The following is a 25,590-nucleotide window of genomic DNA, read 5'->3' as shown; positions in this document are numbered from 1 at the left end:
CTGACATGGCCGTTCGAGAAATCCTGAAGATGGGCGATCCGCGCCTGCTGCGCCACGCCAAGCCGGTGGAAGACTTCGACACGCCCGAGCTGAAGCAGCTGCTCGAAGACATGTTCGACACCATGAAGGCCGCCAACGGCGCCGGCCTGGCCGCGCCGCAGATCGGCGTGGACCTGCAGGTCGTCGTCTTCGGTTTCCAGCGCAACGAGCGCTACCCGGAGGCGCCGCCGGTGCCGATGACGGTGCTGATCAACCCGACCATCGAATCGCTCTCCGACGAGACGGAAGAGGGCTGGGAAGGCTGTCTGTCGGTACCGGGACTGCGCGGCGTCGTGCCGCGGCTGAGCCGCATCCGCTATCGCGGTTTCGATGCCTTCGGCGCGCTGATCGACCGCGAGGCCGAAGGCTTCCACGCCCGCGTCGTCCAGCACGAGTGCGACCACCTGGTCGGCACGCTGTATCCGATGCGGATCAAGGACTTCAGCCGCTTCGGCTTCACAGAGATCCTGTTCCCGGGCCTGGACCCGAACACAGACGATTGACGCGTGCTGATCCGGGCGCGCCAGGTGCCAGGTGTTTGGGAGGGGAATGCCGATCCCCATACGGCGTCCGCTTGACCTCCGCGCAACAGGGCGTCAAGTTGTAAGCAGGCGTGCACCAAGACGTCGCTGAGGCGTTAAGAAACGATCGCGGAACTCCGCGTCCCGCATTCCTCCGGATGCCGGTGGAGGCAAAAGGCCATGACTGACTCGATGACCCGTTCGAAGACGCTTTCGTTGGACCCGGCGCCGGGGCGCGGGTCGCTGTCCCGCTGGTGGATGGCGACCTCCCTGGTGCTCATCGCGCTGGTGGCGCTGCTGGCCCACGGCCCGGCGCACGCCGATGCGCCCGCGCGCGCGGGGCGGCTGGCCGAGCTCGCCGGTTCTGTCTGGCTGTACGACGCCGATGAGCGCGAATGGGTGCAGATGCACCGCAACCAGAGCGTCGGCGAAGGCGACCGCCTGCGCGCCGACGACGGCAGCGGCGCGACGATCACCATCGGCTCCTCGACGCTGTGGATCGACCAGCGCAGCGAGATCGAATTCAACGCGCTGGCGGACAACCGCATCGCCGTGCAGATCGTGAAGGGCGCGGTCGGGCTGCGGCTGCGCGGCCAGGAAGCCGCCGACGAATGGACGGTGCGCACGCTGGAAGGCCGTTTCGGCTTCGAGCGCGAAGGCCTGTACCGCATGACGCAGCTGGACCGCGGCAGCGAGGCGCAGGCCTGGCAGGGCAAGCTGCGCTTCGACTCGCGGGCGACGGACGCGCAGCCGGTCTGGCTGGGCACCAATGAGCAGGCCGAGTTCTGGTGGGAGAACGGCCCGCGCACCGAACGCCAGTCGCTGCAGCAGGACGGCTTCGCCCGCCTGATCCTGGAAGACAGCCGCGACGCGGTGCAGCCGCTGGTCGGCAGCGGCACAAGCGTGCCGTACGTGTCGCCCGAGATGACCGGCGCTGAAGATCTGGCGCGTTACGGCGCCTGGGAACAGAGCTCGGAATACGGTGCCGTGTGGATCCCGCAGGTGGTGGTCGCCGACTGGGCGCCGTACCGCTATGGCCGCTGGATGTGGAGCGCCCGCTGGGGCTACACCTGGGTGGACGACATGCCCTGGGGCTTCGCGCCGTTCCATTACGGCCGCTGGGCCTACTACCGCGACCGCTGGTGCTGGGTGCCGGGGGCGTATGTGCGCCGTCCGGCGTACGCGCCGGCGCTGGTCGGCGGCGTGGGGCCGGGGATCTCGATCGGCGTCGTCGTGAACGGCGGCCGTCGTCCGCCGCCGCCGCGCTACGGCAGCTGGGTGCCGCTGGCGCCGCGCGAAGCCTGGACGCCCGGCTTCCGCTACAGCCAGGCCTATCACCGCCGCGTGAATCCGGATGTGAATCCGGTGACGGTGGTGCGACCCGGGCAGCGCCCGCCGAGCTACCGGAACGAACGCGATCACGGCGCGCTGTACACGCAGAAGCCGGTGTCGGCGCCGCTGCCGGCGACCGCGCTGCAGCCGCAGCGCTCGTGGCCGCCGCGCCCGATCGGGCAGACGGAAGGCCGTCCCGATGGACGCCCGGACGGACGCCCGGATGCGGGTCGCCCGTTCGTCGATCGCAACCACGACGGTCGACCTGACGGCCCCAACGACGGACGCAATGGCGGACGGAACGATGGCCGCAACGATGGGCGCAACGACGGCCGGAATGAAGGTCGTCCCTTCCTCGACCGCAACGGCGACGGCCGTCCGGATGCCCCCGGCGAAGCACGACCCGGCGAGAGCCGTCCGGTCCGCGGCGTGATCCGCCCGGAGCCTGACATCGCCACCGTGCGACCGCAGGTGCCGCAACCGCAGCAGACCTCGCCGGCGCCGTCGACGCAGCCGGTGGTGCCGCAGCGCGGCCCGGAGGTGCAACGTCCGTCGGACCGCCGCGAGGGCGATCGCAACGAGTGGCGCCACCGCGGGCCTGATCGCGTGGAGCAACCGCGCGTCGAGCAGCCGCGTGTCGAGCAACCCCGCGTTGAACGGCCGAACTTCGAGCAGCCGCGCACAGAGCAGCCGCGCTTCGAGCGCCCGCAACAACCTCGGGCTGAACAACCGCGCGTGGAGCAGCCTCGTGTGGAACAGCCGCGCGTGGAACAGCCGCGCGTGGAAGCGCCGCGTCCGATGCCGCAGCCGCGCGTCGAGGCGCCGCGCCCTGCACCGCGCGCCGAGCCGCCTCGCGCGGCCGAGCCGCCGCGGGCGGTGGAACCGCCGCGCCGCAACGACGGCCCCGGCCGTCAGATGGAGCGCTGAACGACAACGAGGGGCGAGAGCCCCTCGATTCGTTTCCGGCCTGCGATCAACCGGTCAATCGATCAATCGATCAATCGATCCTGTAGGACACGCCGGTGATGAACAGCGTGTCGTTCTTCTTCAGGCCGTCGCCGGGGTTGCTGTCGTAGCGATGCTGGACAGTGGCGGTGAGGCTGAAGCGCTTGGTCATCGCGACCGAGATGCCGCCGTCGAAGGTGGCGCGGTACTCGCCGCTGTTGCGCAGGTCGGGCAGGTAGGCCAGGCGTTGCTTGAGCGTCGTGTTGTCCGAGATCTTGTGATTGGACTCTTCGGCGAACAGCAGTTCGAGGTTGCTGTACTTGCTGCGCAGCACGCCGTCCTGCAGGGCCGGCTCCACGTAGCGTTCCTGGGTGAAGCCCAGACCGGTGGACACGTCCCAGGTGACGTTGTCCTGCTTGATGACGTGATAACCGCCGCCGGCGCCGACGGAGTAGCGCGAGGACAGGTTGGCGGGCTCGTCCTTGAGCGCGTCGAACTGCCCGAAGCCGAACACGCGGTCGGTGACGTCGCGCTGGTAGTGGGTGCCGAAGGCGTAGCGCTGCTCGGATTCCGAGTCGTCGTTCTTCAGGTAGAGCGCGCGGGCGTTCGCGGTGAACTTGTCGGTCTTGGTGGCCTTGACGACTTCGCCGCTGAGGTTGACGGTGGTCGAGTCGCTGTTGCCCGACGAGACGCTGGCGCCCGCGGTGAACAGCGCCCGCCATTCGCCGTCGTCCTTGACGGTGACCTGGGCGAAGGAAAGCAGGGGCGTGGCAGCGAGGCAGGCGGCGGCAAGGAGGCGCGTCGGCGGCATGTCGATTCCTTTGGGGAGAGAGAACATGCGGGAGCTTCGGCAACCTCCGATCCCGTGCGTCTGCAATGCGCACGGACGGGATGCAATCCGACGTCATCCGTCGGCTTCCGCTGACAACCCGCCGGCATGACGGGGTGAGAGCGGGCGCTTGACGGTGTGTCGGTGTGTGACGCGCCTGATCCGGCGGATCAGGCGACTGTGGGCACGACCGTGCCCACGCACGGTCCGAAGCCGATCGCACGACGTCCCGCCGCCTCGCAGCGACCCACCAGCGCGACGCTGTCGCCGTCCTGAAGGAAGGTGCGCTGCTCGCCGTTGGGCAGGGTGATGGCCTGCTTGCCGCCGTTCGTCAGTTCCAGCAGCGAGCCGCCCTGACCCGCTTCCGGTCCCGACATCGTGCCCGACCCGAACAGGTCGCCTGGCTGCAGGTTGCAGCCGTTGCTCGCATGGTGCGTGAGCATCTGCGCGACGGTCCAGTAGGCGTCCGCGAAGTCCGAGGCCATCAGCTTGGCCGGCGCGTCGCCGGCATCGCGCATCGCGCGCGTCTGCAGATGGACTTCCAACCGGATGGAGATCGCGCCGCGATCGCGATTGGCCGCGCCGTCGAGATACGGCAGCGGCTGAGGATCGCCCTCAGGCCGCGCGAACGCGCGGCGGAACGGCGCCAGCGCTTCCATCGTGATCACCCACGGCGACAGCGTCGTCGCGAAGCTCTTCGACAGGAACGGGCCCAGCGGCTGGTACTCCCAGGCCTGGATGTCGCGCGCGGACCAGTCGTTCAGCAGCACGAGGCCGAACAGGTGCTGCTCCGCATCGCCGATCGCGATCGGATGGCCCTGCTCATTGCCGGTGCCGACGAGCGCGCCGACTTCCAGCTCGTAGTCGAGCCGCTTGATCGGGCCGACGCTCGGCACCTCGGCATCCGGGGCCTTGGTCTGGCCGACGGGGCGGCGGAAGGTCTGCCCGCTGACGCCGATCGACGACACGCGCCCGTGGTACCCGATGGGCACCCACTTGTAGTTGGGCAGCAGCGGGTTGTCCGGACGGAACAGCTTGCCCACCGTCGTCGCATGATGGATGCCGGCGTAGAAGTCGGTGTAGTCGCCGATGCGGCAAGGCAGCGTCATCTCGACATCGGTCATCGCCTTGAGCGCCGGAGCGAGCTGCTCAGAAGTCGCCGATCCCGCGTCCGCATTCAACGCGGCGACGAGCTCATGACGCAGTTGCCGACGCAGGTCCGGGCCCATTGCCATCAACGGATTCAGTCCGAGGCCCTCACAGGTGCGCAGCACCGCGCCGAGGCCGTCGGACAGCGCGCCCAGATCGGCGGCGGCGATCAGGTCCAGCACCTGGTCGCCGACGGCCGTGCCGGGCCGGAATGAGCCGGTCGCGCCGGCCATGCGGAACATGCCCAGCGGCAGGTTCTGGATCGGGAAGTCGGTATCGGTCGTGTTGGCGGAGGAGATCCAGCTGCGCAGCGCGGGATCGTGGGTGTGGTCGATGTCGGTCATGGGAAAGCCTTTCGAATTCTGTTGAGAGGAGGCGTCGCTACGGAGCGCCTCGTCGTCATGCGGGTTTGAACTTGTCCTTGAGGCCGCCCCAGCAGGCCGCATAGTGGCTGTCGAGCGCGCCGCCGTTGAGCGCCCAGTCCGACGGCCGGAAGCGCCAGCGGCTCTCGAACATGAAGGCCAGCGTGTGGTCCAGCTTCTGCGGCGCCAGCGTCCGCGTGCTGGCGGCCTCGAAGGCGTCGGCATCGGGGCCGTGCGGCACGAGGCAGTTGTGCAGGCTCGCGCCGCCGGGCCGGAAGCCCTCAGGCTTGGCATCGTACTGGCCGTAGATCAGGCCCATGAATTCGCTCATCACGTTGCGGTGGTACCAGGGTGGACGGAAAGTGTCCTCCTGCACCAGCCAGCGCGGCGGAAAAATCACGAAGTCGCAGTTGGCCGTCCCGGGCGTGTCGCTCGGCGAAGTCAGCACGGTGAAGATCGACGGATCGGGATGGTCGAAACTGATCGAGCCGATCGTCATGAAGTCCTTGGTGTCGTACTTCAGCGGCGTGAGGTTGCCGTGCCACGCGACGACGTTGAACGGCGTCACCGCCTGGGCGTTGCGCCACAGCGCGCCGCCGGTCTTGCGGATGACTTCGTAGGGTGCGCCGTCGGGCTCGTGCGCGGCGACGGGGGCGAGGAAATCGCGCGGATTCGCCAGGCCGTTGGAGCCGATGGGACCGAGCTCCGGCAGGCGGAAGGCGGCGCCGTAGTTCTCGCAGATGTAGCCACGGGCGCTGCCCTGCGGGCCGCCCAGCGCGTCGACGCGGAAGGTCACCCCGCGCGGGATCAGCGCGATCTCGCCGGGCACGACGTCGAGCAGGCCCATCTCGGTCGTGAGGCGCAGTCCGCCTTCCTGAGGAACGATCAGCATCTCGCCGTCGGCGTTCATCAGCGCGCGGCGGGTCATTGGCCGATTGAAGGCGTAGATCAGCGAGGCCATGCCGACCTGCGCGTCGGGGTCGCCGTTGCTGACGATGGTCTTGATGCTGTCGACGAAGTCGACGCCCGGTGCATCCGCCTGGGCATCAGGCATCGGGAACGGATGCCAGCGCAACGGATCCGGCGGAGCGGCAACACCGCCCGCGGCGCCGCTCGTCCAGAACGGCTGCTCATACGCATGGAACGCACCTGTCACCACCGACGGCTGCCGGCGATACAGCCAGGTGCGGCGGTTCTCGACGCGCGGCGCGGTGAAGGCGCTGCCCGAGAGCAACTCCGGATACAGATCCATCGGCGCGCGCTGCGGGCTGTTGCGGCCCTTCGGCAGCGCGCCGGAGACGGACTCGGTCTCGAATTGATTGCCGAAGCCGCTCTGGTAGCTCAGCGCATCCGGCGTCGTGCCGGGCGCCTCGGAGGAACGAAGGGTCTCTGGTGCGTTCATGCTTGTCCTCGTGGGGAAGCGTCGCCCGTGGTCGGGGCATCGATGGAAACTGGGGAAACCGCAGAAACTGGATTGGCGCGAGCCGCGGCGGCCAGCGCTTCAAGCAGCACGTCCTGACGGCCGATGTGATTCGCGAGCAGCAGGATCAGCCGCGCGTTGAAGGCATGGCTCGCGTCGACGTCGAGACCATGATGCGCGCTCAGCAGCGCTTCGTAGAAGTCGTCGCCAGCGTCGAGGTTGGGCGAGGTGATCAGAGGCATGCGGCGGGCTCCTCCAGAGCTGCCCCATGGCCGAGCGCTTGGCGCATCGCCGCCTGGATCGCATCCCCAGTCGGCATCGTGCGCCAACGCGCGCAGACATGCTGATCAGGTCGAAGCAACACCACGGAGCCCGGGGTGGCGCCATAACGCTGCCGCACGAGCCCGCGTGCGTCGAACGCATCGTCGATGTGGAGTCGGAGCAGGACGTCGATCCCAGACTCCGCGTCGCCAAGCGCGGGCTCTCCACGGGGCATGGGGGATCCCTCCTGGACCCCCAAGCCCCATTCCGGCCCCACCGGCACTCGCTGACGCCGACTTCCTTCGCCAGCCTCGTCGAACACCATCAAGGTGAAACGCCCCGGCTGCATCTGGCGCAGGAGCCAGTCATCGCCGATGCCGTCGCCGGCGCCGGCGCCGGCGCTGACGCGGATCGGCGCGTCCGCCGCAGGCATGCCGTACTGCACCGTCGGCACGGAGAGCCGTCCGCTGTTGACCAGCCGGCGCGCGAAGTCGAAATCCTTGGCGAGCGTCAACGTGGCATCGCGGAACATCCTGCTGACTTCGCTCTTGGGCGTGATGAAGTCGGTGGAACGCGTCGAGTTCAAGATGTTCTCGTCCGCAGCAATCTCGCGCTCACGCGCATAGGTGTCGAGCAGCGCATCCGGCGCTCGCCCGTGCACGACCGCCGCCAGCTTCCACGCGAGGTTGTCGGCATCCTGGATGCCCGAGTTGGCCCCGCGCGCGCCGAAGGGCGAGACGCCATGCGCCGCGTCGCCCGCAAAGACGATGCGCCCATGCCGGAAACGATCCATGCGCATGCAGGCGAAGGTGTAGACGCTGGCCCACACGAGCTCGATCTGCGGGACCGCGCCGTCGCCGCCCGCGGCGATCGAGGCCTCGCGCATCAGCGTGCGCACGCGCGGCAGGATGCGTTCGGGCTGCTTCTCCAACTCGGGATCGGCCTCCCAGCCGAGCTGGAAATCGATGCGCCACACGCCGTCAGGCTGCCGATGCAGCAGCACGCTCTGCCCCGGATGGAACGGCGGATCGAACCAGAACCAGCGCTCGGCGGGGAAGGGCGCGTTCATGCGCACGTCGGCGATGAGGAAGCGATCCTTGAAGGTCCGACCGTGGCTCTCCTCGCCGATCAGCTTGCGCAAGGTCGAGCGCGAACCGTCGCACGCGACGACGTGATCGGCCAGCAGCGTGTACGGGCCATCGGGCGTCTCGATCTCCAAGTCGACATGGTCGTCGTGCTGCACCAGACCGGTCACGCCGTGATGCCAGCGCAGATCGACCAACGGGAGTTCGAGCGCTCGCTCGACGAGGAAACCCTCGACGTAGTACTGCTGCAGGTTGACGAAGGCCGGACGCTGGTGGCCGTCCTCGGCGAGCAGGTTGAACTGGTAGACCTGCTCATTGCGGAAGAACACGCGCCCCACGTTCCAAGACACGCCCTTGTCGACGAGCCGCTGACCGCAGCCGAGGCGGTCGAGGATCTCCAGCGTCCGCTTCGCGAAGCACAACGCGCGCGAGCCGACGGAGAGCCTCCCGTCGTTGTTGAGCAGCACGACGGGCACGCCCTGCAGCGCGAGATCGATCGCTGCCGTCAGCCCGACCGGCCCCGCACCGACGACGACGACGGGATGGCGCGCGGGCTGGCCGCGCTCATGCGCGTCCTGGTCCGCGCTGCGGCGATAGGGATAGACGACGCGCTGATAGTCGACATCGGACGGCGCGGTCGAGGTGGCATGCACGGCGTTCTCCATCGCTGCAGTCAGCCAATCAGGCTCCCTCTCCCGCTTGCGGGAGAGGGCAGGGGTGAGGGCCAGCGGCCGGGGCAGTGCGCAAACCCATCAGCCTTCGAGCGTCTGCCACATCTCCTGATCGCGCTGTGCGGTCCAGATGCGCGGATCGCGGAACTGCGTGACCTCGTCGTAGCAGCGCGTGACGTCGAACGGCATGCAGTGGTCGAAGATGACCCAGTGGCCGTACTTCTGCTTCATGACGGCGTAGGTGTCCTTGTAGACGGCGTTGAGCTCCTTGCCCGCGGCGACGCCGGCCTTCACCGAGTCATGCAGATCGGCGATGAAGCTGCGCGTGCCGGCGAGTCCCTGCGCGACGGACTCGGGCGTGGTCAGCGCCGCGCCGCGCCCGGGGACGAGCGCGCGCGGCTTGAGCGCGGCGAGGTTGTCGAGCGTCTGCGGCCAGTCGCTGAAGTACGCATCGCCGGCATAGGGCGTGGCGTCGAACTCCACCAGGTCGCCGGAGAAGAGGATCTTCTGCTCCGGCAGCCACGCGACGGTGTCGCCCTTCGTGTGCCCGCGTCCGAGCTGCAGCAGCTGCACTTCGAGCTTGCCAAGCCAGAGGCTCATCGCGCCCTGGAAGGTGATGGTCGGCCAGGTCAGCCCGGCGGGCACGGATTCGACATTGCGGAACAGCCGCGGGAAGCGGCCGATCTCGCTGGCCTTGTCCTGCTCGCCGCGTTCGACGATGAGGTCGTAGGTATCGCGGCTGGCGATGATGTGCTCGGGCTCGTACGCCGAGGCGCCCAGCACGCGCACCGCGTGGTAGTGGCTCATCACGACGTACTTGATGGGCTTGTCGGTGACCTCGCGGATGCGGCGGATGACGTCCTGCGCCATCACCGGAGTGGCCTGCGTGTCGATGACCATCACCGCGTTGTCGCCAATGATGATGCCGGTGTTCGGGTCGCCCTCGGCCGTGTAGGCATAGGCGTTGTCGCTGAGCTTGACGAAGGAGACCTGCTTCTCCTCGACGTCGGCGTGGCTGGCGAACTGCTTGGTCATGGCGTATCCCGGGCGTTGGCTGAGGGGGATCGTCCTGCCGAAGAAATTCAGCAAAACGGAATTCGTTTGTTGGATGCAAATATAGCTGTGTCGCTGAATTCGTTCAACAATAGCGAAATGACCATGCCAGACATCGCCGACGACGCGCCGGATGCCAACGACCGCGAGGACGCCAGTGAACGGGAAGAGCGGGAAGACCGCGAGGATCGACGCGGCATCCAGAGCATCGAGGTGGGCGGCCGCCTGCTGAAGGCGGCAGCGGCACGCGGCCAGCCGCTGCCGCTCAAGGCGCTGTCGCAGGCGGCGGAGATGAGCCCGGCGAAGGCGCATCCCTACCTGGTGAGTTTCTGCAAGCTCGGGTTGATGCGTCAGGACCCGGCGACGGGCTACTACGGCCTGGGGCCGTTGGCGATGGAGATGGGCCTGATCGGCATGCGGCAGATCGATCCGATCCGGCTGGCGACGGCGCGGCTGGAGGGCCTGGCCGAGGAGATCGGTCACACGGTGGCGATCGCGGTGTGGGGCTCTCAGGGCGCGACGATCGTGCGCACGGCGGCGTCGCCGGCGGCGGTGCACGTGACGATGCGGCACGGGACGGTGGTGTCGCTGTCGGACACCGCGTCGGGTCCGCTGTTCGCGGCCTACCGGCCGGAGGCGGAGATCAAGGCGATGCTCGTGGAAGCGCGTCGCAAGGGCCCTACGGATCTGGCCCGCGTCGGCCCGCACGATCGACCGCGCGAGCTGCCGACGTGGGCGGCGTTCTCGACGACGCTGGATGAGATCCGTGGGCGTGTGATGCACCGCTCGGTGGGTGGCATCGTCGAAGGCGTGAGCGCGCTGGCCGTGCCCGTCTTCGACAGCGACGCGCAGATGGCGCTGGCGCTGACGGCGATCGGACCGTCAGGGGCGTTCGATGCGGCGTGGGAGGGTGCGGTGGCGCGCGGGCTCACCGGGACGGCGACGGCGTTGATGCGGGAGATCGGCGGGCGCTTCCCTGCTTGAGGCTTTGCTCAGGGCGGCCCCGCGCTTTCACTGCCCCGGCGAAGCCGGCACCTCGCCAAGCGCCGCCGTCCATCCGGCCGCCGAGTGCGTCCAGATCTGCCTTGATGGGCGCAACTGATCCCGCTCCTCCAGGCAGCCGAGCCGCATCACCGCGTGAGTCGGGTTCTCCGCCGCGGCGCCGTACAGCGCCGTGCCGCAATCGGGGCAGAACACCTGCGCGCGGCGGTTTCCGCTCTGCGCGACCTTCACATAGGTCTTGGGCGAACCGGAGATCTCGAACGTCTCCATCGGCGCCGAGATGACCGCGCGGTAGGGCGCGCCGGAGAGGATCTGGCAGTCGTCGCAATGGCAGACGACGACTTGGGCCGGATCCACTTCACCGGTGAACTTGATGGCGCCGCAATGGCAGGAACCGTGGACTTTCATGACAGCTCGATCTCGTGATTCAGGCACGGGGCAGTCTAAGTCGCCCATCGGCGGAACGCGTGAAGGCGGCGTCGAGCCGCTGCTGGAATGGCCGCAGCAAGCACTGTCCCCACGGATGGCATGATGAGCCGCATGGCCAAGCAAGAGACCCCGTTGATCCGACCCGGTCGCATCGTGCGCGAGCTGTCCGAGGCGCAAGCCGCCGCCTTTGCGACGGCATGGCTGGAGGTGTTCGCCCGTGGCGTCCACGGGATGAAGTTGAAGGCCTACATGTGGCACGTGTTCAGCGGTGGCGCCTACGAAAACCTCTCCGGCAAGGAGGCGCTCGCCGCCTACGCGACGCGGGAGGCGCCGGAGTACATCGTTCTGTCGAACGACCGGAACGCGGCCTACGTGACCGACAGGCGCCCCGAATGGACCTTCATGGGCGACTACTACGTCTTTCCGCCCAACTTGGCATGGACCATGGCGTTCACCCATGAGGACGGATGGCTCGGGCCTTACTTCGCGACGCACCCTGATGTGGAGCGCCTGGAGGCGGAGAGCCTTGCGCAGATCCGCAAGCAGCGGGAGATCGAGGCGGCCCGCGCCAAGGGGTGGGCCTGAACACGTCGACGACCGGCGCGCGCCGCGCTCGGCGGCTCAGTCGCTCGACGTCCGGATCTCCAGGCCCGCGCGACTTGCCGCGCTGAAGAAGGCGGCCAGCCGCAGACCTCGTCGCAACTGGGCGGGGTTGAGCGAAGCTTCCGCGCTAGTCATGAGCATCAGGAGCTCATGCGCGAGCTCGCCGGCCTGTCGCGCAGACAGGCGAGGGCTGTCATAGAAGGCCGCGAGCAAGGCGCTGAGCTGCGGATGGCGAGGGCCTTCCGCTTCAGCCAACTGAAGCAGCACCTCGTCCTGCGGCGCGATGCGCTCGCGATGCTCGCCGGCGTAGAGGTCCAGGGCCATCGTGCTTCTCCTCGCGCTTTCCCTGCGCCGTTACTCGGCCGGACGCACGGCCTTCTCGCCGCTCAGCTTGACGACGCCTTGCCTGGCCAGCACGGTGAGCGCGCCGGTGATGCGGTCGTCGACCCACTCCGCGTTGACCCGATTCGTCTTCGCGATGCCCCAGATGGGATCGAAACCGAAACCGCCGGCGACCTCGACGCGGCATTTCATCCGTGGCGCTTCGGCGCCGGCGTTCTTCAGTTCGACGACATACGACAGCGCCCCCGCCTTCGCGAAGAACCTCGGACTCCACTTGGAATACTTGGCCGGCACGAACACCAGCGCCGGGCGGGCCGGGTCCAGCGTGCTGAAGTCGGGCTCATCGCCGATGGCCACCGGCGGCAGCACGGTCACCTGACCCTCCAGGCCGTTGACGCGCAGCAGCTTGGGCGCACGTTCGGTCACGAGACGGCTGATGTCGTAGATCTTCCAGTCGGCCCACTCCTCGTCCGCCTCCTGTTGCGCGAGGCCGGGCTTCTTGAATTGCGCGGTGACGAACACCACGTCGATCGTCGTCAGCGGTGGCTTGACATCGGCATCCGCCGGCGCTGCGCTCGCCGCGCCGGCGGGAGGCCTGGCACAGGTTTCCGTGATGCTGCCTTCGCTGCTCGCCAGGACCGGCAGGGCGGCCGCCAGGGCCAGGCTCAGGATCGATGCGCGCAGCGCGAGAACGGGAAGGGTCGGGCAAGTCATGGTCGTCGGAGTCGTCAGGATCAGCGGATGTCGATCGGAAGAAGTGTCGGTGGAATCTCTCTGCCCTTGGCGTCGCGAGGCGTCTTGCCGCTCAGCGCGAAGAGGCTGTCGCGGTCCAGGCCGCGCAGCAGGTCGCCGGCGAGGCGCTCCGCGCGTCGGTCGGCGTCGGTGATCAGGACCTGCCCCGTGCGCAGCGGATCGAAGGACGCGGCGGACGCGAGCGTGCCCAGCCACACGAGCTTGCGGGTGCTCGGGTCCCAGAGCACCGCCTCGTAGCGCACGTAGCGCGTGCCCTGGCTGCTCTGCTCGTACTGGCGCGTCAGCACCAGCGCGTGCGTGGCGATCGTGGCGGCCGGTGCCTGGTCCCACGCGGCGTCCAGCGCCTGCAGCGACGCCAGCGGCCGCGGCAACGCATCGGCCTGCCGGACCTCGAGGCCGTTGCCGCGCAAGGTCCCGATGAACCGGTCCAACCCCGATCCCGTCAGCGCGGGATCATGGTTAAACCAGGTGTAGAGACGCACGGACTTCAGCGGCTGCGTGGTCGGGGCGAGGCGCTGGGTCGGCGCCTGCGCGCAGGCGGTCAAGGCCAGGGCGAAGGCGCCCAGAAGGAGGCGGCGGTGGAGCATGGCGCGCGAGTCTAGAGGGCGCATCACGCGCCGATCGTGATGGATACCGCGAGTGGCGCCGAAGGCACGCGGCCGTCCCCCGGATCGCGGGGAGGGCGCGCTCGCGCCCGGGCCGACGCCCGGAACGCCGCGAGCCGTTCCGCATACGGATCCAGCGCGTCCTCCGGCCTGTCCAGCGGCAGTCCGACCACCGCGGCGAACCGCTCGGGCGTGACCTGGCCGTGTGCCATCAGCTCGTCGATGAGCGCCAGCAGCGCGCCGCGATGCGTCTCGATCAACCCCGTCGCCCGCGCATGCTCGGCCTGCAGCAGCGCCTCGATCGGGGCATTGCTCGCGTCCACGTCGGTGCAGAGGTTGTCGTCGCTCGATGTGGAGACATCGCTGCGCCCGATGCGCGACCCGTGGCCGAGGTGGCGCAGCATGCGCGCCGCCGTGCCGGTGGCCTTGCGCAGATCGCTCTCGGCGCCGCTGGAACTCATGTCCGATCCGAACACCAGCAGTTCGGCCGCGCGGCCGGCCAGGCTGGTGCACATGGCGTCGAGCAGGTTGCCCCGCGACCAGACCTTGCGCGAGGTGTAGCTGTTGTAGCCGCCCTCGAAGCTCGCGACATGGATCTTGATCTCGCGCGGCGCGCGGCCGAACAGCAGCGCATGCACCAGTCCGTGGCCGGCCTCGTGCACCGCCAGCAGCGCGCGGAAATCCGCGTTGCTGCGCTGGCGCAGGCGGCTGATCTCGAAGGGCGCGGCGATCGCCTGCGACTCGTCGCGCCAGTGCGCGATCAGGCCGCGGCCGTCCGCGGTGATTCGCACGTCGGCGCCAGCTTCGGCACCGGTTCCGGCGCCGCGTTCGATCGCCCACAGCGCCGCCTTGGAAAGCCCTGCGCCCAGGATCGCGTGCAGCGACGAGAACAGCGGCCGCGTGCCCTGTGCGGGGAACACCGCGTTGGCGTAGATCTGCTCGCGCACGCTCACCGTGATGTCGAAACGCAGACCGCAGCGCGCCTCCGTCTCGCGGGCGTAGCGGTCGCAGCCCTGTTCGATCAGCTGCTCGTACGCGCGCCGCGACAGCGAGGGATAGACCACGTGCTCGTTGCCCAGTCGCGCGACCTGCTCCGGCTTGAAGCGCTTGTTGAGCGCCTGCTTGACGTCGATGACGCTGAGCTTGCCGGTCACTGCGTGGAAGGTGTCGGCGTCGCTGTCGCAGTCGTCCACGCTGGTGGCGAGGTCCTCGTACATCTCGTCGAGGTTGCCGCAGACGAAGACGAGCAGCCGGCTGTAGTCGGTCTCCCATTGCTGCTGACCGTCGCGGAACGCGCGCAGGCGGGCCTGCACTTCGTCCGGCGTCCAGGCCATGATCTCCATCAGCGGCATGTCGAGCTTGAGGGTGCGCTGCAGTTCCTGCGCCTCCCAACTGCGCAGCTTGAAGCGCAGCTTGGCCTCGTCGGCATCGGCATCGACGCGCTCGGCGTCGAAAGCCGCCTCGGCGATGGACGATTCGAGGTCGTTCAGCAGCGAGAGCGCCGGCGGCAGCTTGCCGTCGGAGAGCAGCGCCCACACGTCCTGGTAGCGCTCGACGCGCACCTCGTCGCGCTTGGCGTTGATCGTGCGGAAGCGCTGGAACTCGTCGAGCGCCAGGATGCCCGGCTCGCCCTCGCGGATGCCGGAGCGCCCCAGCATTCCGGAGATGCTCTGCGCGCCGCGCATGCCCGCGCCGTTGGAGAAGCCGTCCATCTGCACTTCCACGAAGCGGTCGTAGAAGCCCAGCAGCTGCGTCAGGCGGCGCACGAGCTGCGTCTTGCCGGTGCCGGTCAGGCCCCAGAGACAGACGATGACAGGCCGCGAGACGAGCTCGGGCAGCACGTACCACGCGCGCACCGAATCGATGACGCGGTCGATGATGGCGTCGATGCCGAACAGCTCGGTCTTGAGCTGGGCGGCGACGTCTTGCAGCTGCTGGTTTCTCTGCGCCAGCTGCGCGCGCAGGTCGGTGGATTCATTCATCCCATTCCTCTCGTCGCAGCAGCGCCTGCAGCGCCACGCGGTCGGCACGGCGCTGTGCGCCGCGGCTCTGGATGTGTTGGCCCGCGCCTCGCAATCCACGTTGGGCCATCGCGCGCGCCACGGGGTCGCGCGCACCGGGGCTCGTCTCGAGCACCAGCGTCATGGCTTGTTTCATGCGGCGCAGGGCCTTGACCCGCCCCTCCTGGAGGGCGCGGGAACGGAGTTGTGCACTCATTCGGTTTCCGAAAAGCAAAAGCCCCGGCTCGATGGCGGCGGGGCTTTGCGCAAGCCGCGCGGTCTGAGGCCGTATCTGTGAACAGACACGGTTCAGCCGGGGCTCGGGAACCGTGTTCAGTCGATGGTCGAGATGAACAAGGAGGACATAAGAGGGATCTCCGTCATGCGGGCGCTGTCGTCGGCGCCTTCAGCAGTGGACGCGGATGATGCTGAGCACCGGCGCGGCGCGCAAGTGCGAATCGTCTGCGAGGCGACGACGCGTTGCGGCGCGCCAACGTTGCGTGGTCACTCTCCCCCTGAGGGGTGTCCCCCGTCGGCATTGATCGCGGCCGACATGCAGCGCCCCACAATCCAGGCCGAGGAGAAAAAAGCATGGCTCTCATTCGCGCCTGGTTGGTGCTCATCGTCTTGTGGCTGGCCTGTCTGGGCCTGGTGATCTGGGTGCGTTCATTGACGCGAAGACAGGCGCTGGCCTGGTTCCAGGTCGCACGTTGGGCCGTCGCCGGCGCGGTGCTCGCGCTGGGGCTCGCGGCGCTCACCATCTATCTGTTCTGAGGAGAAAAACATGAACACCAACATCGCTGCGCGTTCTTCGCGTTCATCACGTTCGTCGGCCCTGTCGCTGGGCGTGCTCGCCGTGGCGGCCCTGCTCGGCGGCTGCACCCGCATCGAGACCGGCGAAGTCGGCCTGCGTGTCGGTGTCGACAAGCAGATCAGCGGCGCCGAGTTGCTGCCCGGCAGCTTCAATCAGACGCTGTTCGGCGACGTGCTGACCTTCCCGGTGCGCGACATCGCGGTCCTGTTGGAGAACAAGCAGCCGCTGACGTCCGACAACAGCACGCTGAAGGACTTCGACATGACGCTGGTCTATTCGATCAATCCCGCGGCGGTATCGGATCTGTGGACCACGAAGAGCCGCACCTTCCACGCGTTCAGCCGGGACGACCGCGACTGGATCCTGATGCACGGCTACATGACCACGGTGACCAACAACGCGGCCTACAAGGCGGTGCGCGAGTACAAGGCCCTGGCCGTCGCCGACAACCGCCAGAAGATCGAGGCCGAGATCAAGCGCATCGTGACCGAGACGCTGGCCTCGGAAGGGCTGGCGACGGCGCTGTCGGTGTCGCTGGTGCAGGTCCGCACGGTGATGCCGGCGGACGACATCATTGCGTCCGCGAACGCCGTGGTGACGGCGCAGAACGCGCTGCGCGCCAAGGAGATCGAGGTCGAGACTGCCAAGAAGGAAGCCGAACGGATCGCCGCGCTGAACACCAACAGCAAGGCGATCGAGTACATGAACGCGCAGGCCCAGCTGAAGATCGCCGAAGGCGTCGCGGCCGGGAAGGTACAGACGATCGTGGTGCCCTACGACTTCAAGGGCATCGTCAACGCCAACCCGGCGCGCTGACGGGTCGGCGCGAGTCCGTCAGGCCTGCGCAAGCGCCTGCGCCTCGAGCTGCGCCTTCAGGCCGTCCGGCAGCTTCAGTTGCCGGGCCAGTTCGTCGAGGTAGGCGCGCTCCATGAAGCTGGTCTCGTCGACCATCAGCAGGCTCGCGAGGTACATCTCGGAAGCGATCTCCGGCGTGGTGGCGGCCTGCGCGACGGCGGCCGGATCGAGCGGGCGGCGCAGGACGTCCTCCTGCCAGCGGCGCAGTTCGGGATCGTCCTCGACGCGGCTGAGCGCCTGCTCGATCAGTTCGCGCTCGCGATCGTCCAGATGACCGTCGGCCTTGGCCGCGGCGATCATCGCCAGCAGCACGGCGCGGCTGTGCTCCTCGGCCTCGTCCTGCGGCACCCGGTCCAGCGTGCGGGGCTCGGCCGCCAGATGCGACGGCGATGCCGGAGTCGCGCCCGGCGTCCACGCCGTTCCTGGCGCCTGTCCTTGCTGCCCGGGTTGCCCTTGCGACTGCTGCTGCGCCTGCCAGGCCGTGTAGGCCTTGTACGCCATCAAACCGAGCGCGGCGATGCTGCCGTACTTCAGCGCCTTCCCGCCGTAGCTGCGGCCGCGCTTGCTACCCAGCAGGGCACCCAGCACGCCGGCTACGCCGGCACCCGCGCCCATCTTGCCGAGTCCGCCCAGGTTGCCGAGATTCCCGAGGTTGCCTAGATTGCCCAGTCCGCCGAGGCCGCCGAGTCCACCCAGCCCACCCAGCCCACCCGAGCCGGTCCGGCCCGGTACGCCGCCGCTGCCCTAAAGCAGATCCCGACCCGATCTCAGCAGTTGATCCAGAAGTCCATGCGCACTCATCGCCAGCCCCTTTCAACACGATGGAAGAGTCTGTCAGTTGAGGGCGTCGGGCGATATCCCCAGTCCGATCGACCTGTCGGCAGGGCAGGTCCGACCGTCTTGCCCGACGCGGGCCGTGGTGCTAACGACGCATCAGCCGGACTCCCGGTACCTCGGGCACTGCAGTCGCTCACCGAGGTCGCGCACCCAGGTCAATCGGCCGGTTGTCGCATCGATCCGGAACTGACGCATCGTGGCGCCTGCATTCCCTGTCAGCGTGGCGTCGGCATAGAGGTAGGTGCCGGTGGGATCCACGCTGGCGCAGTAGGCGCCGAGGTGGGGGTTGTCGAAATCGGGCAGCAGGCGTGAGGGCAGGCCGCTCACCGGATCGATGACCATGGTGGTCACCGATCCCCAGACCTTGGGGGAAATGGACGAGGTGTTGTAGTGGCCGCTGTTGTTGACATAGAGGAAGCGGCCGGAGGGATGCAGGGCGAACGCCTGCGAATTGAAGCCCATGTCGTCGGTGACCCCCACCTTCGTGAGTTGGCCGGTCTGCGCATCCACCGCCAGGGTCATGATGGCGCCGGTCCAGAAGTCCCGTCCAGGCTCGCCACCCATCAGGACGTACATGAACCGGCCGGACGGATGCAGCGCCACGCGCATGCGGGGCGGGTTCGTGTACGCCGCGAACGTCTGCACCAGGGTCAACTGGCCGTCCGCCGGGTTGATGCGCATCACGTCGATGTTGCCCTCGTAGCCCCGTGAGGTAGAGGAACCGGCCGGCCGCGTCGACGATGCCGCCGTCGCTCTCCCAGAGCGACGACTGGACCTCTCCGACCTTCGTGAAGGTCGCCGCCGCCAGGTCGGTCTTGTAGACCAGGACCTTGCTCGATTTGGTCGGGGTGTAGACGTACTGTCCGGACGGATGGGCGACGACGGCCAACGGACCGTCCAGGCCGACGGCATCGATCGCGACGCGTGTGACACGACCGGTCTGAGGGTCCATGCGGAACATGTCCACCGAGCCGGGGTACGGCCACGCGGCGGAGCCGCCGGCGATGAAGGCCGCTAGTCCGTTCGCCGACAGGGAGGGCCCCTTCAGGTTGCTCATCGCGCTGGCGCCCGCATAGGAGCCCGGGCCTGTGGCGGGCGCGTACGCACCGGTCGCCGGATCGATGTCGTACAGGCCCAACCCGCCGCTGTAGTTGGCGTAACCATCCATGTAGTACGCGACGGTGCCGCTCACCGGCGCGCAGCGCACGACCGGCGCCAGGACGTCCCCGGCGGTCACCACGCCGGTGCCGTCGACCACGTCGCACTTCATCATCGGGCGGCGCGGCTGCGCTTTCACCGTGACGCGGTAGCTCGACCCGCTGGCCAGCGCACGGCTGAACGCGAAGGCGCCGTCGGCGCGGACTTCGAGGTCCTCCGCCCCGTTGAGCTGGAGCGCCAGCGAGGCCGACCAGAGGCCTTGCACCTGCCCGCCGACCTTGTACGCATTCGTCGCGCAGGACACGCTGACGCTGCCGATGTCGGCGTCCAGCACCGCGCCGCCTTCCGTCCCGGCGTTCACGGTGCAGGTCTGCGACGGGTTGGCCGGCTGCGTCCGCACCGTGATCGCATACCGTCCGCCGCTGGCCACCGGCGTGCGGAACTGGAAACGTCCTGCGGCGTCGGGGACCGCGTCGTCGCCGCCGTTGTTGCGCAGCACCAGGCCGCCGCCCAGCAGGCCGGCGACCTGACCGCCCACGGAGAAGCTGCGGGTGGCGCAGACCACGCGGACGGTGTCGACGTTGGCCGAGGAGGGGCCCGTGGTGCCGACGCCGTTGACCACGCTGCAGGTCTGGCTCGGCGACGACGGCTGTTTCTGGACCGTCACCGCGTATCCCGCGTCCGCGGAGACCGCCGCGGCGAACGTGGCGGGGCCGTTGGCGGCGACAGTCAGGTCATCCGCCGCGTTGTTGCGCAGCACCAGGCCCGTCCCGGCCAGCCCTTCGACCTGCGCCGTCACAGCATAGGTGTTCGTCGAGCACTGGACCTTCAGGTCGCCGATGTCCTGGGCGACCACCGTCCCGGTCGCGGCGCCGCCGCCGAGCGAACAGGTCTGCGCGGGCGACTGCGGCTGGGTCTTCACCTGGACCCGATAGCTCGATCCGCTGGCCAGCGTGTCCGGAAAGCGGAATGTGCCGTCGGCGGCCAGCGGGAGCGGCGTGGTGTCGTCGAGCTGCAGCGTCAAGCCCTGACCCTTCAGACCCGACACCGTGCCGCCGAGACCGTACCGGTTCGTGCTGCACTGGACGGCGGCCCGACGCATGTCGGCGCCGCTCAGTTGGCCTTGCGCGGCCTCCGGTGCCACGACGCAGGTCTGCGCGGGCATGGCCGGATGGGCCTGCACGGCGATCGTGTAGCGCTGGCCGTCGGCCAGACTTTGCGGGAAGGCGAAGCTGCCGTCCGCGCGCACGGTCAGCGGCTGGGCCCCGTTGAGTGTCAGGACCAGATCGCCGCCGGCCAGGCCGGACACCGTGCCGCCGACGACGTAGGAGGTGGTTGGCGCGGAGGGCGTCGTGACCGGGGGCGGGGTCGTGCTTCCGTTGTTCGAACTGCCCCCGCCGTCACCGCCGCCTCCGCCGCAGGCGGTGAGCAGCGCGAGCAAAGGCCAGGCGCAGCGACGCAGCGCACCAGGTGCAGACATGGGGACTCCCTCGTTCCGGCGGGTGTGGACGCGGACCGCGGGATCTCGCGCCGTCGCCGTGCCTGCCGATGGCACGGAAACAGCGCGGAAGTTTAGGACCCCGCGCTACCTCGGGTATCGCGGGAACTCCCTCGTTCGGGGTGTTCAGTCGGCGACGCCGGGCACCATCGAAAACAGGTGCGCATCCCACGGCTTGCCGTCCACGCCCCGGATGCGGTTGCGCAGCAAGCCCTCGTAGTGCGCGCCGCTCTTGCGGGCCACGGCGAGGCTGGGTTCATTGCCGTTCGCGACCACGATCTCCACGCGCATCAGCTGGAGCTTTCCGAAAGCATGCCGGCTGAGCGCCCGCACCGCCGACGAAGCCGCGCCCTGGCCCTGCCAGGACGAACGCACCCAGTAGCCGAGGTTGCAGAACGGATGCACCGCGTGCAGCGAGTTGAGCCCGCCCCCGCCGACAAACTCGCCGGTCTCGCGATCGAAGATGCCGAACTCGTAGCTCGTGCCGCTCTGCCAGCCGCGCGCGCAATGGTCCAGCCACTCCGCGCCTTCGGCCACGGAGAACGCCGCATGCGCCCATTTCATCCAGCGTCCGATGGACGCATGCGACTCGCGGACCGCGGCGACGAAGTCCGGCAGATCGGCGGGCCGGTAGGGCCGCAGCACGAAGCGGCCTTCGATCAGTTCGACGCTCGGCGTACCGGGCGCGACGACGGCGCCGTCGTCCCAGACCTCGCCGGCCAATTGCTTCGCGCAGGCCAGCGTCGAGCGGTTGTAGCGCGACAGCCGCGGCGCGAGCACGGCCAGCGCCAGTCCGGCGGCCTCATTGCCGCGCCCCTGCGCGGCGTAGGTGAGCGCCAGGATCGAACGCGCCTCGTCATGCAGCGGCCGGTCATGGCCGGGCTGCATGTGATGCGCGAGCTCGCCGACAAGCAGCGCCTCGCTCTCGTCCAGACGCTTCAGCCAGCGCAGCGTGCTGCCGAGTTGAATGACGGCGCGCGTGCGGCGATAGGGATCGAGCCGGCCGGTCTCCAGCGCGGCGCGATAGAGCTGTTCAGCCTCGGCTTCGAGGCCTGCCGTGTCGCGCGCGCAGGCGCGTTCAAACAAGGCACGCGCGTCGCCGTCGGGCCGTTCGGCGGCGAGGGCGTCGACCTCGTCGACCAACTGCGAGCCGGTGAGATCCGGTGCACGTCGCCACAGGTCGTCGATGCGCAGGGTCCAGTCGTCGTGGAGAGGAGCAGGAGCGGTCATCGGCGCAGTCTAGCGACTGCCCCAGAACGTGCTGGAAGTCTGCAGCACGATCATCGCGATCGTGGCCGCGGCCATCGCCGCGGTCGCCAGCCAGCCCAGCACACGCCACAGTGGCGGCAGTCGCAGCTCGCCGACGATCTTGCGGTGAGACGCCGCCACCATGACCGCGATCATGATGGGCACGGAGATCACGGCGTTCACGACCGCCGACCACACCAGCGCCTTGATCGGATTGAATCCCGACAGGCTGATCGCCAGGCCGATCAGCATCGCGCCGCTGAGGATCGCGTAGAACACCTTGGCGGAATGCGCAGGACGGTCCAGCCCGCGCCGTACACCGGCGAGCGTGGCGACGGCATAGGCCGCCGATCCCGCGAGCACCGGCAGCGCGAGGAAGCCCGTGCCCACGATGCCGGCGGCGAAGAGCACGAACGCGAAGTTGCCGGCGATCGGCTTGAGCGCCTGCGCGGCCTGCGCGGTGGTCTCGATGTCGCGCACGCCGTGGGCATGGAGCGCCGCGGCGGTGGCGACGATCATGAAGAACGCGATCGTGTTGGAGAACCCCATGCCGACCATGGTGTCCGTGCGCAGGCGGCGGAACTGCGCCGTCGCCTGCTCGGGCGCGACGGCGAGCGGACGGTCCGCATCGATGCGGCGGATCTCCTCGGCTTCCTGGCTGGCCTGCCAGAAAAACAGGTAGGGACTGATCGTCGTGCCGAGGATGGCGACGACGGTGGTCGTGTAGTCGCGGTCCCAGTGCATGGTGGGCATCACCAGCGACTTCAGCGCGAGCAGCCAGTCCGCCTGCGCCGCGAAACCGACGCCGACGTAGGCCAGCAGCGTCAGCGTGAGCCACTTCAGCAGCATCACGTAGCGCGCGTAGGGCAGCCAGATCTGCAGCAGCAGCGAGAGCAGCGCCATGGCCACGACGAACGCGCCCGGCGGTCCGCCGACGGCCAGGTGCATCGCGTCGCCCATCGCGCTGAGGTCGGCGCCGAGGTTGATGACGTTGGCGACGACCAGCAGCGAGACGAGCGCGACGACCAGCCAGCGCGGGCAGAGCTTGGAGAAGTTCTCGGTCAAGCCCTTGCCGGTGATGCGACCGATGCGCGCGCTGGCGAGCTGGATGCCGACCATCAGCGGGAAGGTCACGAGGATGGTCCAGCCGACCGCGTAGCCGTACTGCGCGCCGGCCTGCGAGTAGGTGGCGATGCCGCTCGGATCGTCGTCCGCGGCGCCGGTGATCAGGCCGGGGCCGAGCTTGCTCCACCAGGGCGTGCTGAGGGGCTGGGCGCTGCCCTGTCCGGGAGCCGCTTCGCGCGGCTGTTTCCCGGCGCGAGCCGCGGCCTCACTGTCGATGCGATCCATGCCGGGCTCCTGGGTTGCAGGAGCACAGGCAAGCGCAGTGCCCGCGGCCTAGCGCTCGAAAACCACGTCCTTCACCGGCAGCGCCGGCGCCTGCCACGCATACGTGGCGTGGAGCACGTTGCGCTCGTCATGCATGCCGGACCAGCGCAGCTGCATCAGCTCGGCCAGCGTCCATCCGGCCCAGTCGGCGCGGAAGGGCCGCGAGGCCGTCGACGTGTCGAAGCCCGCGTCGCTGCGCCACAGGAGCGCCGGGATCCGATAGCCCGCAGCGGTCCCGGGGCTGTGACCCGCATGATCCCCGCTGTGCCCGACCTCCTGGCCGTGGTCCGACACGAACATCCATGCGCCGCGCTCGCCGGCCGCGAGGTGGCTGCGCGTGAGTCGGAGCGTCTGCGCCACGATGCGGTCGTGGTAGTGGATCGCCGAGTCGTAGTCCTGCCGGAACTCCCGCACCCACGCGGCGCGGCCGTCGCGCGCCATCGCGCTGTCCACGGCGTCGCCGTCGTCGTCATCGAAGGGATGCTCGTTCGGCGGCATGCGCAGCCGGTAATGCGGATGCGCCCCCAGCAGATGCACCACCACCAGCTTGCGCGGCGCCGGATCGGCCAGCGCCTGCTCGACCTCGTCCAGCAGTTCGCCGTCCAGCGAGCCCGACGAGCGTCCCGGCTGCCGGTTGATCATCTCCACCACGTCGGCCAGTCGCGCGTGCTGCTGGTCGACGGCGACGTCGTCATGGTTGCTCACCCACCAGACCTTGTAGCCCGCGCGCTTGGCCAGCGCGATCACGTGCTGAGTGCTGCCGGCGGGATCGTCCTCGTCGCGCTCGCCGAAGCTGAACAGGCCGCTCAGCGACGCGACCGTCGTCGCCTGCGTCGACCAGGCGTGGCGCAGCGTCAGCAGCCGCGACCGCTCCTCGTCGCGCAGCGCGATCAATTCCGGCGTCGTGGCCCGCGCGTAGCCGTAGAGACTCATGTTGTCGCGGTTCACGCTTTCGCCCAGCACCAGCACGACCGTCGCCGGCGTGTCCGTCGTCATCGCGGGCGCTGCCGCGACGGCGTTGCGCATCAGCTGCTCGCGCTGGACCTGCTGGTCGGCCCAGTTGGCGCGCAGGTCCGCGACCTGCTGCGTCCACGCGGGCCAGAACAGCAGCGGATGATGCCGGCGCCAGGGCTTGCTCAGGTGGGCGAGGGCGCAGACGGCCAGCACGACGAGCAGCGCGATGCGCGCGCGACGCGAGAGCGCCGCCTCTGCGCCGGCCATGCGCGTGGCGAGCGTGATCGCCACGCCGGCGAGCGCGAGCATCCCGACCAGCGCGGCGACGGCCAGGGCCATCGCGGGCAGCTGCGAGCTCAGGTATTCGATGGATTCGCGCGGTGTCGTGTTGGCCGCTGCGGCGAGCACCAGCGAGCTGTCCGGCGCGGCCTGGTACTCGCGCTGCAGGAAGCCTCGTACCGCGCCGTCGACGAGGAACGCCGAGATCACGACGAAGGCTGCGGTCCAACGCACGCGACGCCAGGCCGGGCGCTCGACGGGCCACAGCAGCCAGAGCAGGACGGGGAGGGCGAGCAGCCCGACCTGCGCCGCGCGGCGGCTCTCGTGGCCCGCCAGCACCGCGCCGGCACAGGCGAGCGCGAGCAGGCCCAGCGCGCCCCAGCGCAGCAGCGCGGGGCGATTCAGAATGGAATCGGACATCAGACCGGAGAAGGGAGCGAAGGCGCGGAGTCTACGCACCCGCTCACAGCATCGGTCTCAGGACCTTCCAGACGTTGTCCAGCATCACCGGATGCGCCTTGGCCAGCGGATGGATGCGGTCGCCCTGGAACCAGTCGGCCATGTCCGGCCGATCGGCCACGCCGGCCAGCAGGAAGGGCTGCAGCGGCACCTTCTCCTCCTGCGCGACGGTCTTGAAGCTGCCCTCGAAGTCGCGCGCGTAGCTCGCGCCCATGTTCGGCGGGATCTGCATGCCGACCAGCAGCACCTTGGCGCCGGCGTCCTTGCCGGCCTGCACCATGGCCTTCAGGTTCTCGCGCGTCATCTTCAGCGGCAGGCCGCGCAGCGCGTCGTTGCCGCCGAGTTCGATGATCAGATGCGTCGGCTGATGCTGCTTGAGCAGCGCCGGCAGCCGCGACCGTCCACCGGACGTCGTGTCCCCGCTGATGCTGGCGTTGATCACCTCGGCGGGCAGCTTCTGCGCCTTCAGCCGCTGGTCCAGCAGCGCGACCCAGCCGCTGCCGCGGGCCAGGCCGTATTCGGCCGACAAACTGTCGCCCAGCACGACGATGCGCCGCGCCGCGCCGCCCGCCGCCGCACCCGCTTCGGTGCGGCCTTGCGCCGCGACAGGTCCGGCCAGGACCCCCGCCGCGACGAAGGTCGCGACACAGGCGCTACAGTGCAACATCCATTCACGGCGGCGCATCTGCGGTTGATTC

General features: G+C 69.0%; 25 protein-coding genes and 1 pseudogene. 8 read left to right on the top strand and 18 right to left on the bottom strand.

What is annotated here, in order from left to right; genetic code table 11:
• Positions 1-5: 5 nt before the first annotated feature.
• Positions 6-542 carry a peptide deformylase gene (def, locus tag ACQZ13_RS22545; protein WP_431048172.1) on the top strand — a complete coding sequence of 179 codons (537 nt, stop codon included), beginning with the start codon at positions 6-8 and terminating at the stop codon, positions 540-542.
• A 210-nt stretch (positions 543-752) separates the two neighbouring features.
• Positions 753-2,819 (top strand): DUF6600 domain-containing protein, encoded by a 2,067-nt coding sequence (locus ACQZ13_RS22540; protein WP_431048171.1) that lies wholly within the window; start codon positions 753-755, stop codon positions 2,817-2,819.
• A gap of 70 nt (positions 2,820-2,889) precedes the next feature.
• On the opposite strand, the gene ACQZ13_RS22535 is transcribed toward ACQZ13_RS22540, so the two are convergent.
• The 6 genes from ACQZ13_RS22535 to ACQZ13_RS22510 all read right to left on the bottom strand — a co-directional run bounded on the left by ACQZ13_RS22535 (position 2,890) and on the right by ACQZ13_RS22510 (position 9,649).
• Positions 2,890-3,648 (bottom strand): DUF481 domain-containing protein, encoded by a 759-nt coding sequence (locus ACQZ13_RS22535; RefSeq protein WP_431048170.1) that lies wholly within the window; start codon positions 3,646-3,648, stop codon positions 2,890-2,892.
• A 188-nt stretch (positions 3,649-3,836) separates the two neighbouring features.
• A complete protein-coding gene (fahA, locus tag ACQZ13_RS22530; RefSeq protein ID WP_431048169.1) occupies positions 3,837-5,159 on the bottom strand; it encodes a fumarylacetoacetase in 1,323 nt (440 codons plus the stop codon).
• Between the two features lie 55 nt (positions 5,160-5,214).
• The gene (gene hmgA / locus ACQZ13_RS22525) at positions 5,215-6,579 is read right to left on the bottom strand and encodes a homogentisate 1,2-dioxygenase (protein ID WP_431048168.1); all 1,365 of its coding nucleotides are present in this window, start codon (positions 6,577-6,579) and stop codon (positions 5,215-5,217) included.
• Positions 6,576-6,839, bottom strand: coding sequence for a DUF2783 domain-containing protein (locus ACQZ13_RS22520; protein WP_431048167.1), 264 nt, complete (start codon positions 6,837-6,839; stop codon positions 6,576-6,578). The genes hmgA and ACQZ13_RS22520 overlap by 4 nt, the downstream gene beginning before the upstream one ends.
• The gene (locus tag ACQZ13_RS22515) at positions 6,830-8,608 is read right to left on the bottom strand and encodes an FAD-dependent oxidoreductase (RefSeq protein WP_431048166.1); all 1,779 of its coding nucleotides are present in this window, start codon (positions 8,606-8,608) and stop codon (positions 6,830-6,832) included. The genes ACQZ13_RS22520 and ACQZ13_RS22515 overlap by 10 nt, the downstream gene beginning before the upstream one ends.
• An 87-nt stretch (positions 8,609-8,695) precedes the next feature.
• On the bottom strand, positions 8,696-9,649 hold the full coding sequence (locus ACQZ13_RS22510; RefSeq protein WP_431048165.1) for an MBL fold metallo-hydrolase: 954 nt from the start codon (positions 9,647-9,649) through the stop codon (positions 8,696-8,698).
• A 117-nt stretch (positions 9,650-9,766) separates the two neighbouring features.
• Between ACQZ13_RS22510 and ACQZ13_RS22505 the strand changes: the two genes are divergently transcribed.
• Complete coding sequence (locus ACQZ13_RS22505; protein WP_431048164.1) at positions 9,767-10,651, top strand: IclR family transcriptional regulator; 885 nt, start codon at positions 9,767-9,769, stop codon at positions 10,649-10,651.
• Between the two features lie 27 nt (positions 10,652-10,678).
• Here the strand turns inward: ACQZ13_RS22505 and ACQZ13_RS22500 are convergent, their stop codons facing one another.
• Positions 10,679-11,077: a GFA family protein gene (locus ACQZ13_RS22500; protein WP_431048163.1), complete on the bottom strand. Its 399-nt coding sequence runs from the start codon at positions 11,075-11,077 to the stop codon at positions 10,679-10,681.
• A gap of 132 nt (positions 11,078-11,209) precedes the next feature.
• Here ACQZ13_RS22500 and ACQZ13_RS22495 point away from each other — a divergent pair, with 132 nt between their 5' ends.
• Complete coding sequence (locus tag ACQZ13_RS22495) at positions 11,210-11,683, top strand: DUF4275 family protein (RefSeq protein ID WP_431048162.1); 474 nt, start codon at positions 11,210-11,212, stop codon at positions 11,681-11,683.
• Between the two features lie 36 nt (positions 11,684-11,719).
• On the opposite strand, the gene ACQZ13_RS22490 is transcribed toward ACQZ13_RS22495, so the two are convergent.
• The 5 genes from ACQZ13_RS22490 to ACQZ13_RS22470 are packed head-to-tail and all read right to left on the bottom strand — an operon-like array spanning position 11,720 to position 15,618.
• The gene (locus ACQZ13_RS22490; RefSeq protein ID WP_431048161.1) at positions 11,720-12,025 is read right to left on the bottom strand and encodes a hypothetical protein; all 306 of its coding nucleotides are present in this window, start codon (positions 12,023-12,025) and stop codon (positions 11,720-11,722) included.
• 30 nt (positions 12,026-12,055) lie between these two features.
• Positions 12,056-12,757: a hypothetical protein gene (locus ACQZ13_RS22485; protein ID WP_431048160.1), complete on the bottom strand. Its 702-nt coding sequence runs from the start codon at positions 12,755-12,757 to the stop codon at positions 12,056-12,058.
• A gap of 20 nt (positions 12,758-12,777) precedes the next feature.
• Positions 12,778-13,383: a hypothetical protein gene (locus tag ACQZ13_RS22480; protein WP_431048159.1), complete on the bottom strand. Its 606-nt coding sequence runs from the start codon at positions 13,381-13,383 to the stop codon at positions 12,778-12,780.
• A gap of 23 nt (positions 13,384-13,406) precedes the next feature.
• On the bottom strand, positions 13,407-15,383 hold the full coding sequence (locus tag ACQZ13_RS22475) for an AAA family ATPase (protein ID WP_431048158.1): 1,977 nt from the start codon (positions 15,381-15,383) through the stop codon (positions 13,407-13,409).
• Positions 15,376-15,618 (bottom strand): hypothetical protein, encoded by a 243-nt coding sequence (locus ACQZ13_RS22470; protein ID WP_088409008.1) that lies wholly within the window; start codon positions 15,616-15,618, stop codon positions 15,376-15,378. Before ACQZ13_RS22470 ends, ACQZ13_RS22475 begins: the two co-directional genes overlap by 8 nt.
• Positions 15,619-15,992: 374 nt before the next feature.
• Between ACQZ13_RS22470 and ACQZ13_RS22465 the strand changes: the two genes are divergently transcribed.
• Both ACQZ13_RS22465 and ACQZ13_RS22460 read left to right on the top strand, forming a co-directional pair.
• Positions 15,993-16,175: a hypothetical protein gene (locus ACQZ13_RS22465; RefSeq protein ID WP_431048157.1), complete on the top strand. Its 183-nt coding sequence runs from the start codon at positions 15,993-15,995 to the stop codon at positions 16,173-16,175.
• A 10-nt stretch (positions 16,176-16,185) separates the two neighbouring features.
• Complete coding sequence (locus tag ACQZ13_RS22460) at positions 16,186-17,031, top strand: SPFH domain-containing protein (RefSeq protein ID WP_431048156.1); 846 nt, start codon at positions 16,186-16,188, stop codon at positions 17,029-17,031.
• 18 nt (positions 17,032-17,049) lie between these two features.
• On the opposite strand, the pseudogene ACQZ13_RS22455 reads toward ACQZ13_RS22460, so the two are convergent.
• Both ACQZ13_RS22455 and ACQZ13_RS22450 read right to left on the bottom strand, forming a co-directional pair.
• A pseudogene (locus ACQZ13_RS22455) lies at positions 17,050-17,871 on the bottom strand (tellurite resistance TerB family protein).
• A 132-nt stretch (positions 17,872-18,003) separates the two neighbouring features.
• Complete coding sequence (locus ACQZ13_RS22450) at positions 18,004-18,588, bottom strand: lactonase family protein (RefSeq protein WP_431048155.1); 585 nt, start codon at positions 18,586-18,588, stop codon at positions 18,004-18,006.
• A gap of 755 nt (positions 18,589-19,343) precedes the next feature.
• Between ACQZ13_RS22450 and ACQZ13_RS22445 the strand changes: the two genes are divergently transcribed.
• Together ACQZ13_RS22445 and ACQZ13_RS22440 are read left to right on the top strand one after the other, a co-directional pair.
• The gene (locus ACQZ13_RS22445; protein WP_431048154.1) at positions 19,344-19,595 is read left to right on the top strand and encodes a hypothetical protein; all 252 of its coding nucleotides are present in this window, start codon (positions 19,344-19,346) and stop codon (positions 19,593-19,595) included.
• Positions 19,596-19,616: 21 nt separating this feature from the next.
• Positions 19,617-19,871, top strand: coding sequence for a hypothetical protein (locus tag ACQZ13_RS22440; RefSeq protein ID WP_431048153.1), 255 nt, complete (start codon positions 19,617-19,619; stop codon positions 19,869-19,871).
• 818 nt (positions 19,872-20,689) lie between these two features.
• On the opposite strand, the gene ACQZ13_RS22435 is transcribed toward ACQZ13_RS22440, so the two are convergent.
• From ACQZ13_RS22435 to ACQZ13_RS22420, 4 genes are read right to left on the bottom strand one after another with little or no spacing between them, the layout of a single operon-like run.
• A complete protein-coding gene (locus ACQZ13_RS22435) occupies positions 20,690-21,793 on the bottom strand; it encodes a tetratricopeptide repeat protein (RefSeq protein ID WP_431048152.1) in 1,104 nt (367 codons plus the stop codon).
• Positions 21,794-21,802: 9 nt separating this feature from the next.
• On the bottom strand, positions 21,803-23,161 hold the full coding sequence (locus ACQZ13_RS22430; protein ID WP_431048151.1) for an NRAMP family divalent metal transporter: 1,359 nt from the start codon (positions 23,159-23,161) through the stop codon (positions 21,803-21,805).
• Positions 23,162-23,209: 48 nt separating this feature from the next.
• Positions 23,210-24,853 (bottom strand): phosphoethanolamine transferase, encoded by a 1,644-nt coding sequence (locus tag ACQZ13_RS22425; RefSeq protein WP_431048150.1) that lies wholly within the window; start codon positions 24,851-24,853, stop codon positions 23,210-23,212.
• A gap of 43 nt (positions 24,854-24,896) precedes the next feature.
• On the bottom strand, positions 24,897-25,577 hold the full coding sequence (locus ACQZ13_RS22420; protein WP_431053346.1) for an arylesterase: 681 nt from the start codon (positions 25,575-25,577) through the stop codon (positions 24,897-24,899).
• Positions 25,578-25,590: the final 13 nt, after the last annotated feature.

The organism is Roseateles sp. L2-2, assembly GCF_050613215.1.
Taxonomy (GTDB): Bacteria; Pseudomonadota; Gammaproteobacteria; order Burkholderiales; family Burkholderiaceae_C; genus Roseateles; species Roseateles noduli.
This window is presented reverse-complemented; position numbering and strand designations above follow the sequence as displayed.